This window comes from Corallococcus sp. CA054B, from assembly GCF_003611625.1.
GTDB classification, from domain to species: Bacteria; Myxococcota; Myxococcia; order Myxococcales; family Myxococcaceae; genus Corallococcus; species Corallococcus coralloides.
In genome coordinates, this window is the sequence record NZ_RAVY01000045.1 from 33,818 (window position 1) to 50,958 (window position 17,141).

Sequence of the window (17,141 nt, forward strand, 5' to 3'; positions counted from 1 at the left end):
CGTTGCTGTTCCGGAAGTTCCCCCGCGTCCCGGCCGCCCCCCGGAGCAGGAGCGGTCGGGAGTGCCCCACGACGCGTGTCCTCACGCCATCGCGAGGAACAGCAGGTCCGGCGCTTCCAGGTACTTGATGATCTCGTACACGAAGCTCGCCGCGACATCGCCGTCGATGACGCGGTGGTCGCAGGACAGCGAAAGGTTCATCATGTCCCGGACCACGACCTGGTCGTTCTTCACCGCCGGGCGCTTCTTCAGCTTGTGAACGCCCAGGATGCCCACCTCCGGGTGGTTCAGGATGGGCGTGGCGAACAGGCCGCCGCTCTGCCCCAGCGAAGTAATCGTGAAGGTGCCGCCCGTCAGCTCCTCCATCTTCAGCTTGCGGTCGCGCGCCGCGACGCTCAGGCGGGAGATCTCCTTCGCCAGCTCGCCCAGCGTGAGCTGGTCCGCGTTGCGCACCACCGCCACCGTGAGGCCGTCCGGCGTGGCCACCGCGATGCCGATGTTGTACTCGCCGCGCACCACCAGCTCCTGCGTCGCCTCGTCGAAGTTCGCGTTGAGGTGCGGGAACTTCTTCATCGCGGCGATGGTCGCCTTCACGATGAACGGCAGGTAGGTCAGCTTCGTGCCGTCCCCGGCCGCCGCCAGCTGGCTGTTGAGCCGCGTGCGCAGCGCGACCAGGTCCGTGGCGTCCACCTCCTCCACGAACGCGAAGTGCGGCATCGTGAACTTCGAGCGCACCATCTTCTCGGCGATCTTCTTGCGCAGGCCGCGCAGCGCGATGCGCTCGTCGCCCTTGCCGGAGGCCACCGGCGGCGCCGCGGGACGCGCGGCCTGGGGCGCGGGGGCCGCGACCTCGTTCTTCTTGGGCGCGCCGTTGCCACCCTCCAGCGCCGCCACCACGTCCGCCTTCGTCACGCGGCCCTGCGGACCGGTGCCGGAGATCTCCGCCAGGTCCAGGCCGTGCTCGCGCGCCATGCGGCGCGTGACGGGCGTGGCCAGCACCTTCGTGGAGGAAGCCGCGGGCGCCGCCGCCTGGGCGGGGCTCGCAGCCGGAGCGCCGTGGGACGCCGGGGCACCATGGGCAGGAGCCTGCGCCGCGGGAGCACCGCCCTCCATCTCCAACGTCACCAGCAGCTGGTGCACCTTCGCCATGTCGCCCTCACGGCCGTGCGTCTTCACGACGCGGCCGGCGTGGGGGCTGGGCACGGTGACAGTGGCCTTGTCCGTCATCACCTCGCAGAGCACCTGGTCTTCCTTCACCAGGTCGCCCTCCTTGACGTGCCACTTGACGAGCTCGCCCTCCGCCACGCCTTCGCCGAGATCCGGGAGCTTGAATTCGAAAGTCGCCATGAGCGGGAGTGTCTCTCTCTGGTTGGGGAAGGGGTGCGTCCGGTCAGCCGAGTCGCTCGACGCGCTCGCGCTCCATCAGGCCCTTCATGAAGAACTCGGCGGCGCGGTAGCTGGAGCGAACCAGCGGCCCGGAAGCCACGTAGAGGAATCCGAAGGACTCCGCCAGCGCCTTGTACGCTTCGAACTGCGCGGGCGTCACGAAGCGCTCCACGCGCAGGTGGTACTGCGACGGCTGCAGGTACTGGCCCAGCGTGAGGACGTCCACGCCGACATCGCGCAGGTCCTTGAACGTGCGCTCCAGCTCCTCGTCCGTCTCGCCCAGGCCCACCATGACGGACGTCTTGGTGTAGACCTTCTCCGGGCGGTTCTTCAGGTACTCCAGCACGCGCAGGGACTGGCGGTACGTCGCGCGGCGGTCGCGCACCGTGGGCGTCAGCCGCTCCACCGTCTCCACGTTGTGCGCCACCACGTGCGGCTTCGCCTGCGCCACCGTGGCCAGGTCCTCTTCCTTCCCCTTGAAGTCGGGGATGAGGACCTCCACGAGCGTGCGCGGGCTCTCCTTGCGCAGCTCCCGGATGGCGGACGCGAAGTGGCCGGCGCCACCGTCCGGACGGTCGTCGCGGTTCACCGACGTGACGACGATGTACTCCAGGTTCATCTCCCGCACCGCCTGCGCCAGATGGATGGGCTCCATCGGGTCCAGCGGCGGGGGCGCCCCCACCTTCACGTGGCAGAAGCGGCAGGCGCGCGTGCACACCTCGCCCATCAGCATCACCGTGGCGGTGCCTCCGCCCCAGCACTCGGCGATGTTCGGGCAGCGGGCCTCCTCGCACACCGTGGACAGCCCCACCCGCTTCACGATGGCCTTCACCCGCTCATAGCCCTCGCCATGAGGCAGGCGCACCTTCAACCACTCGGGTTTACGGGTGCTTTCAGAGACCTGTGGGAGGGGAAACCGGTCGGGAGTCGCCATGGGTCGCGGGCCTTCTAGAGGGTGGGTGAAAGCAGGGTCAAGCGTGAAGCCCTAACGCCTCGCGTTAGCGCGGGCCAACCCCGAGGACAACTTCCGGGAGGTGTAACGCGGTGGACAGGGCGCGGCCACGCGCGGGGGGCGTGCCCATCCTCCAGCCCATGGCGGCCATCCACCTGGGGACCAGCGGGTACGTCTACAAGCACTGGAAGGGGCTCTTCTACCCGGACGGGCTGCCGGTCCGCCGCTGGCTCCCCTACTACGCGCGCGTGTTCTCCACCGTGGAGCTCAACGCCACGTTCTACCGCCTGCCCACGGAGGCGGCCGTGGACGGCTGGCGGGAGCAGGTGCCGCGCGGATTCCGCTTCGCGTGCAAGGGCAGCCGCTTCCTCACGCACCTGAAGCGCCTCAAGGAGGTCGGCGAGGGCGTGGAGCTCTTCCACTCGCGGGTCTTCCGGCTGGGCGGCCTGCTGGGACCCATCCTGTGGCAGCTGCCGCCGAACATGACGAAGCCGGACCCCGAGCGGCTGGAGCGCTTCCTCGCCCACCTGCCGGGCGGCGTCCAGCACGTCTTCGAGTTCCGGCACGCGGCCTGGTACCACCCGGAGGTGCTCGCGTTGCTGGACGCGTACGGCGCGGCGGTGTGCGAGCACGACCTCGTGGACGTGCCGGTGCCCCGCCCCACCGGCGGCTTCCGCTACCTGCGCTTCCATGGCGCGCAGGGGCGCTACGAGGGCCGCTATGGACGCCGCGCGCTCCGGCGGGTGGCGCAAGGGCTCGAGGCCTGGCGCGACTCGGGCCGGACGGCGTGGGTGTTCTTCAACAACGACCTGAAGGGCCACGCGCTGCTGGACGCGTTCGACCTAGCGGACCTGCTGGGTGAACCGCTGCACCGGCCGGAGCCGTCCGCCGCGACGTAGACAGCGGCGCCCGGCCCTCCCCATGAGGGCCGGACGCCGCCGGGACCGCGTGCCGGGGGATCACTGACCGAGCACCTGCACCTCGATGCGCCGGTTCTGCACGCGGCCCTCGGGAGTGTCGTTGGAGGCGATGGGATTCGCGTCACCCTCGCCGCTGACTTCAATGCGGTCCTGCGGGATGCCTCGGCGCACGAGCGCCCGGCGCACGCTCTCCGCGCGGCTCTCCGACAGCTGTCGGTTGGCGTTCGCGTCGCCGGTGGAGTCGGTGAAGCCGTTGATGCGCACGCGCGCGTCGGGCTTCTCCTCCATCAGCGTGCCCAGCTCGCCCACCATCTTCTGGCTCTTCGCGGTGAGCTGCGACGAGCCCGTCTTGAACTCCACGCCCTCCAGCACGAAGCCCTGCTCCGCGCTCGGGCCGTTGAAGGCCTCACGCAGGCTGTTGGGGTCGCTCGCGCGCATCTTCTCCTGGCCCGAGCCGCCCGTGCCCGCCTCCTCCGGCTTCTGGGTGTCCGCCGCGCCCGCGGTCTCCTTCTCCACGTCGCCGCCGGAGCCGCCCGTGCCCGCGTCAGCCGCCATGTTGGCGCTCTCGTTCGGCTGCGTGCCAGAGCCGCCCGTGCCCTCGTTCTCCACCGTGCCGGCGCCGCCCGTGGCGGGCGGGGTCTGCGTGGGCTGGGGGGTCTGCGCGACGCGCTCCTGCGGGGCAGGTGTCGTGGTGCGGGTCACCTGCGGCGCCCGGCGCTCGTCCCGGCGGCCACGCAGGGCGCCCCACGCGAGCACGACCAGGGCGAGCAGGGCCAGCGGGACCGCCCAGCCGGCGATGCTCTTCTTCTTCTTCTCCGGCGGGCGGTTGTAGGTCGTCCGGGGCGTCGTCTCGCGCACGGTGTGGGCCTCGCGCACGGGCGCTGTCTCACGGACCTGCGTCACGGTCTCGCGGTGGGGTTCGATGACCTCCGCGACGGCGTGGCGCGCACCTCCGAAGCCCAGGATGCCGCCGAGTCCCGCGGGCAGCGCGGCGGCGATGTTGTTGCGCTGGCCGTTGAGCAGCTGCATCAGCCCGGAGGAACCCATGCGCTGGTCGCGCACCTGCTTGCCCAGGACGCCCATCAGCATGGGTGCGGCCAGGGACAACAGCCGCGTCGCCGAGCCGGCGTTGCGCATCCCGCCGAAGCGCGTGAGCCCTTCGGTGACGCCGCCCAGCTTGTTGCCGAAGATGCCGCTCAGCATCCCCTTCCCGCTCTCCTCTTCGTCGAGGAGCCCCTCGCCGACGCCACCGGCGCGTGGGGCCGCGTCCGGTCCGGTGTAGCCGCCCTCGTTGAGCTTCGTCAGCAGGCGGTGGGCACCGGCCTCGTTCCCGCCCTGATCCACGACGCCCGCGGCCACGGCGGCGATGGCGCCCGGCAGCGCCTTGGTGGTGGCCTGCGGATCCTCGCCGAGCGAACCGCTGATCTTCTGGAGCAATCCCTTCTGCATGAATTGTGAGCCGACTGCTTCGATCAGATTGAACGCCATGTCATGCCTCCCGGTTGGGTTCCGCACCGGGATGGCCGGTGCGCGAAGCCACCTCCCCACTGGACCGCGCGGGGCTGAGGGCTCTGGTGCAATCGATACGGAGCACGGCGGTTGCTGATAAGCCCCTGCGGAGAGGCCGGGGGAGAGCCCCTGGAGGGCCGCCACCTTCGCGGACGACTGCGAACGGGAGGCCATCGCGGCCCTCGCGTTCACTTGCCCCGAGGCTTCTCCAGGAGGGCGCGCGGGAAGTAGTGCGCGAGCAACTGCTCCGCGGTCCAGCCCTGGCGTGCGAGCAGGGCCGCGCCGGCCTGACAGAGGCCGACGCCGTGGCCGTGACCCTGTCCTTCGAGGAGTGCCTGGTCACCGCCAAGCGTCATCGAGAACCGCGCGCTGCGGATCCGATCCCAACCCGCACGTGCTCCGAGCGCGCGGAAGAACGCGTCACCGCTGCCATCGCGCCCCGAAGCGCGGTCCACGACGCGCACCACCGCGCCGCTGGAGTCCCGGTCCAGCAACAGATCCTCCGCCTGGGCAGGACCGCCGACGGCGACCGACGCGGCGGCCGTCACCAGCGCGCGAGGCACGACGGCGCGCCACGGAGACGCGGGACAGCGATCAGGCACGGCGGCGGCGCCGGTGAGGTCCGGGGCACCGAACACGGCCACGGGCTCGGCGGTATGTCCGCCGCAGCTTGCGTGGAATGGAGCGAGGGCCACGGCGCCGCCGGGAAGGCGAAGCACGATGCCCTCCGTGGAGCGGGTGGCATCGCGGGCGCGGCGCAGGTGGCGGGCGAAGCCCTCACCGCGAAGGACCTGACAGTGGGTGAGATCGCAGGCCCGGGCCTCGTCGTGCCGCCTACCGGAAGCGAGCACGTAGCTGCGCGCGGTGATGGCCTGGGCACGGAGCGCCTCGAAAGGGGTGTCGACCTCGGTCTCGCTCGCGGTGACGGCGGCGACGTAGGTCTCCAGCGCGAAGGTGGCGACGACGATCAGCTCACCGTCCTTGGCCTCCAGCGAAAGCGCGGCCTCATAGCGCCGGTCCAGGCCACGGCTCCGGACATGCCAGCGGCCAGCGTCGAGCCGCAGGGCATGAGGCTGGGGCCGGCCATCAACCACGAGCGTACTTCCCGACGCCACGGCCTCTAGCGAGCGCGGACCGTCCAGCCGCAACCGCGAGGGGCGGTGCTTGGAGAGGATGCGAACGTCGACCTGCGTATCGGCCGAGGGCCGGCGCGCACGGGCTGGTGAGCTGGCCGGTGGCGACGACCGCGCGGGCCGTGAAGTGGAGCGGACATGCGTATCAGCTGCTGTGTTCAGCGCGCCCCGCCCAGGCGCGGTGTCATCCAACGAGCGCGTGCTCTCGGCGCCAGGCACAGTACCCGCCAACAGCGCGGCGATGAGCACGGCCACACCCGCCGCGTTCATCGGACCCGGAACCGCGTCACCGCCAGCGGCTCGGAGCCACCGGGCGCCCAGAGCTCCAACCGGCGCTCTCCCGCCACCGCTGGCAGCCGTGTCACGAAGGGCGGACGCAGTTCGATGCGGCGGCCGTCGTCCGTGCGCAGCTCCAGCAGCTTCGCGCCCTGCGGCGCCATCACCCGCACGGGCACGGCCTGCGCGCTTTCGGGCAGCTCGGGCTCCACCAGGAACTCGTCCCCGTTCGCCGGGAGAATGAATCCCGGCTGCATCCCCGGCCCGCCCTCGGCGCTCACCGACGTGGAGGCCAGTCCTTCCGCCTGTGCCCACGCGAGATACGCCGGGCCCACGTCCAGCGAGCCGTCGCCCCGGTGCATGGTGCACGTGTGGCGCGGCGCCGTGCCCGGCAGGTAGACCTCCTTCATCGCCGCGGGACAGTTCGGGCCCGCGCGCTCACCGGACAGCGGGCAGATCTCCGCGGCCTCGAAGTGGCTCCGGTCCACCAACGGCGCGGCGCGCAGGCCCCTCATCGCAAGCGCCATCACCCGCGCGAACACCGGGCCCGCGCCCGTGATGCCGGACACCCCGCGCATCGGCGTGCCGTCGAAGTTGCCCACCCAGACCGCCACCGTGCGCTCGCGCGTGAAGCCCGCCGCCCAGTTGTCCACGTGCGCCCGGCTCGTCCCCGTCTTCGCCGCCACCCGGAACGGCAGCCGCAACGCATTGTCCAGACCGAAGGCCGGTGCTCGCGCGGCCTCGTCCGCCAGCACGTCCGTGAGCAACTCCACCGGCCGCGCCGCCAGGAAGCGGTGCTCCTCCAACTCCTGCGGAATCCTCAGCGGCCTGCCGTCCGGCCCGAACGCCGCACGCACCTCCCTCAACGGCCCCACCACCCCACCCCGCGCCAGCCCGCGGTACGCCCGCGCCAGCTCGCGCAGCGTCACGTCGCCGTTGCCCAGCACGATGCCCACGCCGTAGTGCGACGCGCTCTCCTTGAGGCTCTGGAAGCCCGCCTCGCGCAGCACGCGCAGCACCTGCTCCGGCCCCAGCGCGTCCGCCACCCGCACGGCCGGGATGTTGTAGCTGGATGCCAGCGCCGCCCGCAGCCGCACCGGGCCGTGCGCGCGCCGGTCGTAGTTCTTCGGCACGTACGCGCCACCCGGCGTCGCCAGGTGCACCTCCACGTCCGCGAGCACGCTCGACGGCGTGAAGCCCTTGCTCAGCGCCAGCCCGTACGCGAACGGCTTGAGCGCCGACCCCGGCTGCCGCAGCGAACGCACGCCGTCGTTCTGCCCACCCTTCTCCTCGTCCAGGAAGTCCGAGGACCCCACGTACGCGAGCACCTCGCCCGACGCATTGTCGATGACGATGGCCGCCGCCTCGCCCACGCGCCGGTGCGCCAGGCCGCGCAGCTCCTCCGTGATGGCCTTCTCCACCGCCGCCTGGAGCGCCGGGTCGATGGTCGTCTCGATGCGCGACGCGCGGTCCAACCCCAGCTCCGGCAGCCGCTGGAGCAGCGCCGTCGTCAGGTGCGGCACCTCGAACACGCGCTCCGGGGGCACCAGGTCCAGCGGCGTCTCCTCCGCCAGCCGCGCCTCCTCCTGCGTCAGGAAGCCCTCCTCCACCATGCGCGACAGCACGTCGCGCATCCCGGCCCTGGCCATCTCCGGCCGCCGGTACGGATCCCTCCGCGCGGGCGACCGGGCCATCCCCGCGAGCAGCGCCGCCTGTCCCGCCGACAGCCGCTCCGCCGGCCGCCCGAAGTACCGCCGCGCCGCCGCCTCCACGCCGAACGTGGAGTTCCCCAGCGGCACGCGGTCCAGGTACTCCAGCAGCACCTGCTCCTTGGACAGGTGCGCCGTCAGCCGCAGCGCCCACAGCGCCTCGCCGGCCTTGCCCCACCACGAGCGCTCCCGGGGCACCAGCCTGCGCGCCAGTTGCTGCGGAATCGTGGACGCACCGGACACGATGCGCCCGGCGGACACGTTGTCTCGCGCCGCCCGGGCCACCGCCACCACGTCCACGCCCGGATGCCACGTGAAGCGTTGATCCTCCGCGGCGATGAACGCCTGCCGCACCTTCGGAGGAATGCGTCCCTCCGGAAGGCCCACACTGCGTCCGTCCTCGCGGGAGAGCACCTCGCGCAGGGCCTGGCCCGTGCGGTCGGTGAGCACCAGCGAGGACAGCGCCTCGCGGGACAACAACGTCCCCGGCAGGGGCCACGCGATGAAGCCCGCGCAGCCCACCACCAGGAGCGCCGCCAATACCGCCACGGCGCGCGCTGCCCCGCGAAGCGTGAGGCGCTTCATCACTTCGAAGCGACCTCGTCCGGCATCAGCACCGGGAAGCGTCCACCCTCGGAGCGGCCGAACACCTCCGGCGCGTACATCTCCTCCGCGTGCGCGGGCTTGAGCAGGAAGTCCCCCGGCGTCGTGGCCCGGGCGACGAAGGTCGCCACGTGCACGCCGGGAGGCAGCTCGTCGGCGAAGAACACCACGCGGTCATCCCGCATCTCCGTGTGGTTGAACGGCGACCAGAAGCGGGTCGCCCAGAGGTTCTGGGGTTCGTCCGTCTCCGACAGGTCCTCCTCGCTCTCGTACTCGTAGCCCTCGCCGGGGCCCTCCTCCTGGCCGGAGCCCGCCGGGCCCGGCAGGCTCGCCGTGCTGGCCAGCGACGTGTCCACCGGCTCCAGGCCCGCGGGCAGCGGCACGTCCACCGCCACGAAGTTGCGCCGCATGGGCGTGGCCACGCGCACGCGCACGCGCACCAGCTCGCCCGCGCGCGCCGCCTTCGCTTGTCCGCCGCCCGTGTACGGCTCGAACCAGCGCTGGACGATGATGCCCCGGTCCAGGGGGTCCACCGGCAGCTGCGCCGGCGCGTAGCGCAGGAGCGCCCCGTAGTAGAGGTTGCCCGTGCCGTTCACCCCGAAGGTGAGCGGCTGCGCCTTGTCCGCCGGGCCCAGCTTCTCCACCGGCACCTGCACCGTCTTCACGCCCATGTCGCGGCCCTTGAAGTCGGCGGAGGCGATCACCTGCCCGCCCAGCTTCACCACCGCCTCGAAGGACGGCACGGCCGTCTCCTTGCGGCGCACCACCTCCGACAGGGCCATCAGCGTGAAGGCCGCCTCCTGCGTGTTGCGGAAGCGCCCGTCACCCTCGCGCGCGGACGCCAGGTAGCGCCCCATCTTCGACACGTAGGGGTGGTCCGGCTGCACGTCCACCAGCGTCTGGAGCACCAGCGCCGTGGTGCGCGTGTCGGAGGACCAGAGCGGCGCGTACGTCTTCGGATCCGTCTCCTGGAAGTGCACGCCCGCCGCGGTCTCCTGGGCCGTGTTGAGCAGCTCCTGGAGCATCTTCTGGCCCTGCGCGCGGTTGCCCTTCCCCACGAAGATGGCGTCCGTCAGCATCGCCCGCGCGAAGAGCGGCAGCTTCTGCCGCTGCTCGAACAGCTCGTTGTAGTACGACGGCCGCGGCGCCCCCATGCGCGCCAGCGTGTAGAGCGCGAAGGCCCGCGTCTCCAGCCCCAGCGAGCTGCAGCCATAGGCGCACTGCGTGCACACGCCCGCCGCCACCTTGTCCGCCAGGAACTTCTTCGCCTTGTCGAGCACGGCCGCGTCCACCGGGTAGCCCACCTCCTTCGCGCGCGCCAACGCCAGCGTCGCGTACGCGGACGCATACGGCGACGAGCACTCGCTGGAGGCCCAGAAGCGGAAGCCGCCGTCGTGGTTCTGGAGCGCTTGAATCTTGCGCACCGTCGCCGTCACCACCGCGTCCGGATCCAGCGTGCCCTGCGTCTTCAGCGCGTCATCGCTGATGAAGCCGCGCACGAACGCCTGCTTCTGCTCCTCCGAGCCGCCGGTCCACGCCACGCCGAACTTGCCGGACAGCTCGCGCAGCGCGACGAACGGCACCAGCCGCGACGACATCTGCTCCAGGCAGCCGTAGGGGTAGTCCACCAGCTGGTTCATCGACTCGTCGAACCCGCCCATCACCGTGGAGGACATCGTCAGCGAGAGGCCGCCCATCCCGGGACGCACGCCGCCCGGCGGCGTGAGCCCCTCCACGCGCTCGTTCGTGGTGTCGCCGTAGACCGCCACCGCCTCCATGCCCACCGGCAGCTGCACGGGGATCTTCTGCTCCACCGCGTCCGTCTCACCGCCACCGGCGACGGCGAAGCGCAGCACCGCGGTGCCCGGCTGCTCGGCCACGAAGGAGAAGCGCACCTCCCGGGCCTTGCCGTCCAGCTGCACCGTCTTCTCCGAGGGCCCCTCCACGCGCACGCCCGTGAGCTGCGCGGTGACCTTGGCCTCCTTGATGGCCGGGTTGGTGGTGTGGATGACCACGCCCGCTTCCGCCTTGTCACCCACGCGCACCAGCCGGGGCAGCGCCGGCAGCGCCAGCAGCGGCTTGGCCACCTGCACCTTGCTCTCGCCCACGCCGAAGCGGTCCGCGTCCGTCACGGCCACCGCCATGATGCGGAAGGTGGTCAGGTTGTCCGGCAGCGTGAACTCCACCTTCGCCTGGCCCTGGTCGTCCGTCTCCACCGACTGGAACACCGCCGTCGTCTTGAAGTTGGACCGGATGCCGGAGCCCGTCGTGTCGGAGCCGCCGGAGCCGCCCGGCCGCGAGCCCTTCTCGCCGTACAGCTTGCGCAGCACCAGGTGGATGAGCGGCTCGCCGATGCGCACCGACAGGCCGCGCTCCTGGAACATCGCGTCCAGCGGATCCGGCGTCTTGTAGCCCGTCAGCCGCAGCACGCCCTCGTCCACGGCCCAGAGCGTGACCTCGGACTTCGTGCCCTTGCCCGCCGCGTCCTTCACCGCGACATCCACCGTCACCTTGTCGCGCGGGCGCTTCTCCGGCGCGTCCGGCGTCAGCGCCACCGACAGGCGCTTGGCCTTCTTCTCCACCCGCAGCTGGGTGTAGCCCACGCGCACCGCGGGGCGGCCCGGGTCGTCTCCGGACTCGATGCCCTTGGCCGCCTCCACGCGGCCGCGCACCAGCACCACGCCCACGAAGACGTTGGGGATGGCGCCCTCACCCAGCGGGACGTCCAGCGCGGTGGCGCTGCCCTTGAGCTTCACGCGGCGCACGCTGAGCACGCCCTCGCGCTCCACCGTGAGGATGGCGTCCGCCTGCGGGTACGGGCTCTTCACCAGCACCTTCGCGGTGTCACCCACGTCGTACAGCTGCTTGTCCGCCACCAGGTCGATGCGGTCCGTGTCGTTGCGCTGCCAGGACACCCAGCCGGAGCCGGTGACGTAGAGCGAGTCGCGCGTCGTCGCCTTGCGGCCCTTCGCGTCCGTGGCCACCGCCTCCATCACGTAGAGGCCGGGCTCCGCGGGGGTGAACTTGCACGGCTGCGGCGTCGCCGCGCTCTTCACATTGCACTTCGCCGCTTCCGTCTCCACCGGCTCCGTGACGGTGAACCACTGACCGCCGTCGCCCTTCTTGCGGATGGACTTCCACTCGCGGCGCTTGATGTTCACGTCCACCGCGACGCCCTCCTGGCGCTTGCCCTCGGGAGACACCGCCACCAGCTCCAGGCCCACCTCCTTGCCGGCCTCCGCGAAGCCGGTGGAGAGCGTGCGCAGGCCCGCGTAGACGTCCGCCGGGTGCACGATGATGAGGTTGCGGTTGGCGACGCGCTGGCGGTTGACGTCCTCCACCTCCGCCTCCAGCGTGTACTCCCACGTCTTGCCGCCGGGCGCGTCCGCGTTGCCCACCGCCAGCGCCAGCTGGCCCTGCGCGTCCGTGCGCCCGTCACCGGAGCCGAATGATTCAGCGCTGTGCTCCGGCTGGTCGTCGTCCCACCACCAGGTGTTGACGCCGAAGGTGAAGGCTTCATTGCCCGGGGGCGTGAAGAAGGAGCTCACGCGCTGCACGTTCCAGCGCACCTGCGCGTCGCCCATGGCGCCGCCGAACAGGTAGCGCGCGTCCACGCGGGCGGTGAGCGGATCGCCGGCCGCGACGTCCTTCTTCGGCACCGCCACGTCCACGCGGAACTGCGGCGCGCGGTACTCCTCCACGCGGAAGGTGCCGCCGTAGCTCAGCGTCTCACCGCCGACCTTCAGCTTCGCGGCCACGTCGTAGTAGCCGAGCGGCATGTCCTTGCCCAGCTTGAGGTCCGCGCGGAAGGTGCCGTACTTCGTGACGGTGGCCTCCGTCTGGAAGACCTTCTCGCCGCGCGAGCTGGTCACCGTCACCTGCGCCTTGGTGTTCGCGGCCGGCGACTTGAGCACGCCCAGGCGGCGGTAGCGCGCCACGCCCTTGAGCATCACGTCGTCACCGGGGCGGTAGATGCCGCGGTCGGCGAACACGAAGCCCAGGCTGTCCGCGACGCGGCCCTCCCACGCGCTCTGCAGCGAGAACGCGCCGGGCGACATGCCGCCCTCCCACGTGGACAGCGTCACGCCGATGTCCGTGTCCTTCACCGCGGACACCATGGCCCACGGCGTGTCCCAGGAGGACTCGTTCTTGGGCTTGAGCAGCTCCGACAGGCCCGGCACCTTCGCCAGGCCGTTGGCGTCCGTCGTGCCCGTCCAATGCTCCGTGCCCTGCTTGTCCCAGAGCGTCAGCTGCGCGTCCGGCACCGGGGCGCCCGTCGCCAGCGACGTCACCCACACCACGCCGGAGGCCGCGCCCAGCTTCGCGTGCACCGCCAGGTCCGTCACCTGGCCAATCACGCGGCGCGGGTACTTCTGCTTGAGCGACGGCGCCTCGAGCCGCGCGAGGAACAGGCCCGTCTTCGCCCCGTTGAACGCCGGGCGCAGGTCGAGCGGCGTGGTGCGCTCCACGTTGCGCGCGGACTTCGTGTCCAACGTCGTCCGGTAGGGCTCCGAGGACGGCCACTCGTTGGTGTCGATGAGCTGCGCGAGCTGCGCGGGGGACAGCGACCACACCTCCGCCTGCACCTCCGGGACGTTGGTCGTCACCATGGGGATGGAGCCGTCACCGGACGCCTCCACCAGCGCCTCGCGCGAGCCGGAGTCGAAGGACGGCTCCACGTCCGACAGCTTCACCTGGCCCTGGAAGGCGGGGCCCGTCTGGCCGAAGAGGTCCTTGTACCCTTCCGCGACCTTGATCTTGTACGTGGTGCCGGGGCGGTAGCGGCCGGGCAGCGACACGTAGGGGTGCTTCACCTCCGAGCCCGCCCACGGCAGCTGCGTCTGCACGCGCTCCCAGTCGATCTCCGCCTTCGGCTCCAGCGTCACCTTGCCCTTGAGCGAGGCGGCGTCCAGCTCGTTGGACGTGAAGAGGATGAGCGGGCCGTAGGAGCACTGCTCCTCGCCCCAGGTGAACACGCATGCGCCCGCGGACTCCACCTTGAGCGCGCCGTAGGTGGCGTAGGGGTGGCTCACCGCCTCGCCCATGGGCAGCGGGCCGTCCGTGCCCGTCAGATCACCGTCCACCACCAGGGTGAACTGCGTCCCCGACGGCAGCTTCTGCGCGGGCTTGAGCTCGTAGCGCACGCGCCGGTCCTGGGAGCGACGCTCCGGGCCGCTGCCCACCTGCACTTCCTTCTGTTCCGCGAGCGGCGACGTCTTCACCAGCGTGAGCGGCACGGGCGCGCCGGTCGCGGGCTCCAGGCGCGCGTGCTTCGCCAGGTCCTTCACGGCCTGGTTGAAGGTCAGCGTGAAGACCTGCTCCGGCTGCAGCCAGCGGAACTCCGGCTCCGGCTGCGTGGACTGGAGCGAGGGGCGCGGCGTCTCGAACTGGAAGGTGTACGGCTGCGCCAGCGCGGTGCCGTCCATGGCCTTGAGGCCCGCGGGCACCGTCACCGTGTACTGCGTGCTCAGCTTGACGGGCGCGCTCGGCACGAACTCCACGCTCGCGGAGCCCAGCCAGCGCCACTCTCCTTGCAGCGCGGGGGTGATGGTCGCAGGGGCCGCCAGGCCGCGCTCCGCGGCGACCGAGCCCAGGGCGATCATCGGCTTGGTGAAGGTGATGGTCGGCCGGGCGCTGCCGTAGACCTGCCCCGTCGGCCGCGCGGCCGCGATGGAGAGCGGGCCCTGCGACGCGGCGTCCTCGGCGTCGATCTTCAGCGCGGGAGGCTCGGGCAGCGGCTCGACGGCGAGGCCAGGGGACTTCGAGGGCGGAGTCGGCGCGGTGCCGGTCTCCGAGGGGCCGCCCTTCGAGTCCTTGTCGCCGCATGAACACGCGGTGGCGACGACGAGGCAGAGGGCCAGCAGAGAAAGTCTGCGCATGGTGGGGCTCACGAAGTTTCCAGGGCGGGCACTCGTGAATGTCCCCCTGAAAAATGACGCGAGCACCGTACCACGGGGCACCCCGCCCCGCTGTCACTCCCGCGTCATCCGCGGAGGCGTGGATCCGCGCCTCGGATTCCGAGCGCTTGAGAGTCGCGGCCCGGGACCGGAATGCGTCCGTAACGCGGCCGGACATCCATCACCGGAGGGCCGTCCGCGAGCACGGAGGTGGGGGCGAAGGCCCGCGCGACGGACACGACGCAGCCGCCCAGCAGCTTGCGCAGGTGGGACTTCGGACGGCGATGGGGTGACGCCATGGGTGCCTCCGGCCGGATGGGGAGACACCAAGGTGGAAGGGGCGCGGCGGCCGGGCCATCGCACCGGTGCGCAGCGCCCCTTCGTTCAGCGGACAGTGGCGGGCCTTCAGCCGCCGCCGAGCAGCGTGGCGCCCGCGCCGAGCCCCAGCAGGAAGGCCATGATGACGAGCAGCATCACCCAGCGCACGGCGACGCCGGTGGCGCGCGGAGCCTGCTGACCGACGGTGGCGCGCGTGGGCGCGGATTCGTCCGGCACGAGGATGCGGACCTGGATGGCGGCGGTGCGCAGCACTTCGTCCACGTCGGTGAGGAACTTCTCGTACTCCTCCGGGGCCAGCTCCAGCGGCGTGCCGTGCTGGAACTCGTAGCGCCTGGCCACGGCCTCGTGGTTGCGCAGCGAGGCCTGTCCCTTGGCCACGTCCACCCAGCCCGCGACGAGCGCGGGGGCGCTCCCCTTGCGATCCACGAGCGAGATGGCCTGACGGGCCTGCTTGCCGCCCGCGGTGCTGGGGCCTTCGGGTTCGTCCACGCGGAGGATGCGGTGCGGGGAGCGGCCGTAGATCTTGTGCTGGAGCTCGGCCTTGAGGCGCTCCGCGAGCAGCGCGGAGTGGGTGGCGAACATCGTGCGCAGCTCGGGCGTCGCTTCGGACTGGCTCGCCGCCTGCGCGGACGGGAGTGGAGCGAAGATCATCGGCTCTGGCCGGCTGGCCTTGCGAGGAGGCTCGGAAGAGCTTCCGTCCAGTTCGGCGCCACGGCCCGCGCGGATGAGTTCCGGCAGCTCGAAGCCCTCCTCCTGCTTCGCGCCGTCACGGCCCAGGCGGGCGATCTCCGGCAGTCCCTGCCCCTCCTCGCGCGCACCTCCACGAGCGGAGCCCGCTCCCCGGGGAGGGCGGGCGATCTCCGGAAGGCCCTGCCCTTCCTCGCGAGCACCACCGCGACTCGGGCGGACGATCTCCGGAAGGTCCTGCCCCTCTTCGCGAGTCACCGCGCGACCGGGACGCACGGCCTCTGGAGCGCCCTGCCCGTTCTCGCGGGCGCCTCCACGCGGTGGGCGACCACCCTCTCCCGAGCGCCCCTGCCGGCCCCCCTCGCCCTCACGTGACGGACGTGCGGTGGTCGCCGGAGCAGCAAACGCAGCGTCGGCCTCCTCCTCCCACGCGCCCTGGCCTGGAGGCGGCGGGGGCGACAACCCATCCACGCGGGTCTCCGGGACCAGGTCATCGTCGGGAACGGGAGGCGGCGTCATCCGCGTCTCCAGGCCCGTGAACTCAGGGACGCGCGGGGCCGCGCTCGTGGTGGGCGCGGTCCGCGTCTGGTTGCCCCAGGACTTCCGGCCGGGAGTCGCCGCGGAGGAACGGGCTGCCTCCGCGGCGTCACGCTGCACCGCGGGCGGCACCTGGGTCTGCTCGGTGCGGATCTCGTCCGTCTCGTCCAGGTCGTCGTCCAACGGCGCGACCCGGGTCTCGTCGATCCGATCCGGCTCGTCGTTCCTGCGGTGCCCCTTGGCCATGTGCGCGACCTCTCGCGTCAGACCATAGCGCTTCGCCCGGCCGCCGGGGATGGGGCGTGCAGGGTCAGTATTTCGGCCAGTCCGGGCAGACAATCTCGATGGAGCCGCCAAGCCATGACGCATAGGCGGCCTCATCCGCGACCGTGTACGGCTTCCCATACGTCCGCTCGAAGTACTCCGCCCAGTGCGGCTGCGAGCCATCCAGGTCCGTGAACCCGTACTCGCGCGCCAGGGTCCACGACGCGACCACGCGCCCCGCCCTGCGGTGGACGTCCGGATCCGCCGCGAGCGCCGCCACCCCGCGGCCCACATACGACGGCGTCTCCGAAGCGATGAAGTCCGGGACGTTCTTCACCGCGTCGCGCCAGTTCGCCTCCTTCACCCCGAAGCCATCCAGCATCTCCTCCGAGCGCAGGAACCCCGGCGTCACCGCCAGCGCCGTGATGTTCGTGCGGCGCAGATCCCGCGACATCGCGAAGGCCAGCCGGATGACCGCCATCTTCGTCACGTCGTACGAGACGCCGCCCCGGTAGCCGAACGAGTCCCCATCCGTCACCTCCACGATGAGCCCCCGGTCGCGCTCCAGCATCAACGGCACCGCGTAGCGGCTGGTGACGACGTGCGTGTACACGGCACGGTCGAACATCAGCCGAGCCTTCGCCGGAGACTGCTTCCAGAACGGCAGCCCCAACTCGTGCAGCGTCTCCCCGCCCCAGATGTCGTTGACCAGCACGTCCAGCTTCCCGGCCTCCGAGCGGATGCGCTGACAGAGCGCCTCCACCTCCTCCTCCACGGTGTGGTCCACCCGCACCGCGATGCCCTTCCCGCCCAGCGCCGTCACCTGCTCCGCCGTCTCTTCAATCGTCTCCGGCCGCGAGGCTCCGCTCGCAAGCCCACCCCGTACGCTGCGCCCGGTGCAGTACACCGTGGCCCCCGCCGCCCCCAGC

10 protein-coding genes are annotated in these 17,141 nt (G+C 71.7%); 1 reads left to right on the forward strand and 9 read right to left on the reverse strand.

From position 1 onward, the window contains the following. Window positions 1-81 precede the first annotated feature (81 nt). Together D7V80_RS14135 and lipA are read right to left on the reverse strand one after the other, a co-directional pair. Entirely contained in the window at window positions 82-1,347 is a 1,266-nt protein-coding gene (locus D7V80_RS14135; protein WP_120588658.1) for a dihydrolipoamide acetyltransferase family protein, read from the reverse strand. A 43-nt stretch (window positions 1,348-1,390) separates the two neighbouring features. Continuing rightward, window positions 1,391-2,320 (reverse strand): lipoyl synthase, encoded by a 930-nt coding sequence (gene lipA / locus D7V80_RS14140; RefSeq protein WP_014396538.1) that lies wholly within the window; start codon window positions 2,318-2,320, stop codon window positions 1,391-1,393. Between the two features lie 140 nt (window positions 2,321-2,460). Here lipA and D7V80_RS14145 point away from each other — a divergent pair, with 140 nt between their 5' ends. After that, window positions 2,461-3,237 carry a DUF72 domain-containing protein gene (locus D7V80_RS14145; RefSeq protein ID WP_233585336.1) on the forward strand — a complete coding sequence of 259 codons (777 nt, stop codon included), beginning with the start codon at window positions 2,461-2,463 and terminating at the stop codon, window positions 3,235-3,237. Window positions 3,238-3,297: 60 nt separating this feature from the next. On the opposite strand, the gene D7V80_RS14150 is transcribed toward D7V80_RS14145, so the two are convergent. The 7 genes from D7V80_RS14150 to D7V80_RS14180 form a co-directional block, all read right to left on the reverse strand. Then, window positions 3,298-4,746, reverse strand: a complete 1,449-nt coding sequence (locus tag D7V80_RS14150; protein ID WP_158616627.1) for an OmpA family protein — start codon at window positions 4,744-4,746, stop codon at window positions 3,298-3,300. A 209-nt stretch (window positions 4,747-4,955) separates the two neighbouring features. Beyond that, window positions 4,956-5,882: a SpoIID/LytB domain-containing protein gene (locus tag D7V80_RS14155; protein ID WP_158616628.1), complete on the reverse strand. Its 927-nt coding sequence runs from the start codon at window positions 5,880-5,882 to the stop codon at window positions 4,956-4,958. A 284-nt stretch (window positions 5,883-6,166) separates the two neighbouring features. Beyond that, a complete protein-coding gene (pbpC, locus tag D7V80_RS14160; protein ID WP_120588661.1) occupies window positions 6,167-8,470 on the reverse strand; it encodes a penicillin-binding protein 1C in 2,304 nt (767 codons plus the stop codon). Continuing rightward, a complete protein-coding gene (locus tag D7V80_RS14165; protein WP_120588662.1) occupies window positions 8,470-14,367 on the reverse strand; it encodes an Ig-like domain-containing alpha-2-macroglobulin family protein in 5,898 nt (1,965 codons plus the stop codon). The genes pbpC and D7V80_RS14165 overlap by 1 nt, the downstream gene beginning before the upstream one ends. A 104-nt stretch (window positions 14,368-14,471) precedes the next feature. Continuing rightward, window positions 14,472-14,684 (reverse strand): hypothetical protein, encoded by a 213-nt coding sequence (locus D7V80_RS14170; protein WP_120588663.1) that lies wholly within the window; start codon window positions 14,682-14,684, stop codon window positions 14,472-14,474. Between the two features lie 106 nt (window positions 14,685-14,790). Next, window positions 14,791-16,194 carry a hypothetical protein gene (locus D7V80_RS14175; protein ID WP_120588664.1) on the reverse strand — a complete coding sequence of 468 codons (1,404 nt, stop codon included), beginning with the start codon at window positions 16,192-16,194 and terminating at the stop codon, window positions 14,791-14,793. Between the two features lie 64 nt (window positions 16,195-16,258). Further along, window positions 16,259-17,141: SDR family oxidoreductase (locus D7V80_RS14180; protein WP_120588666.1), on the reverse strand; the 883-nt coding region annotated here is incomplete at its 5' end.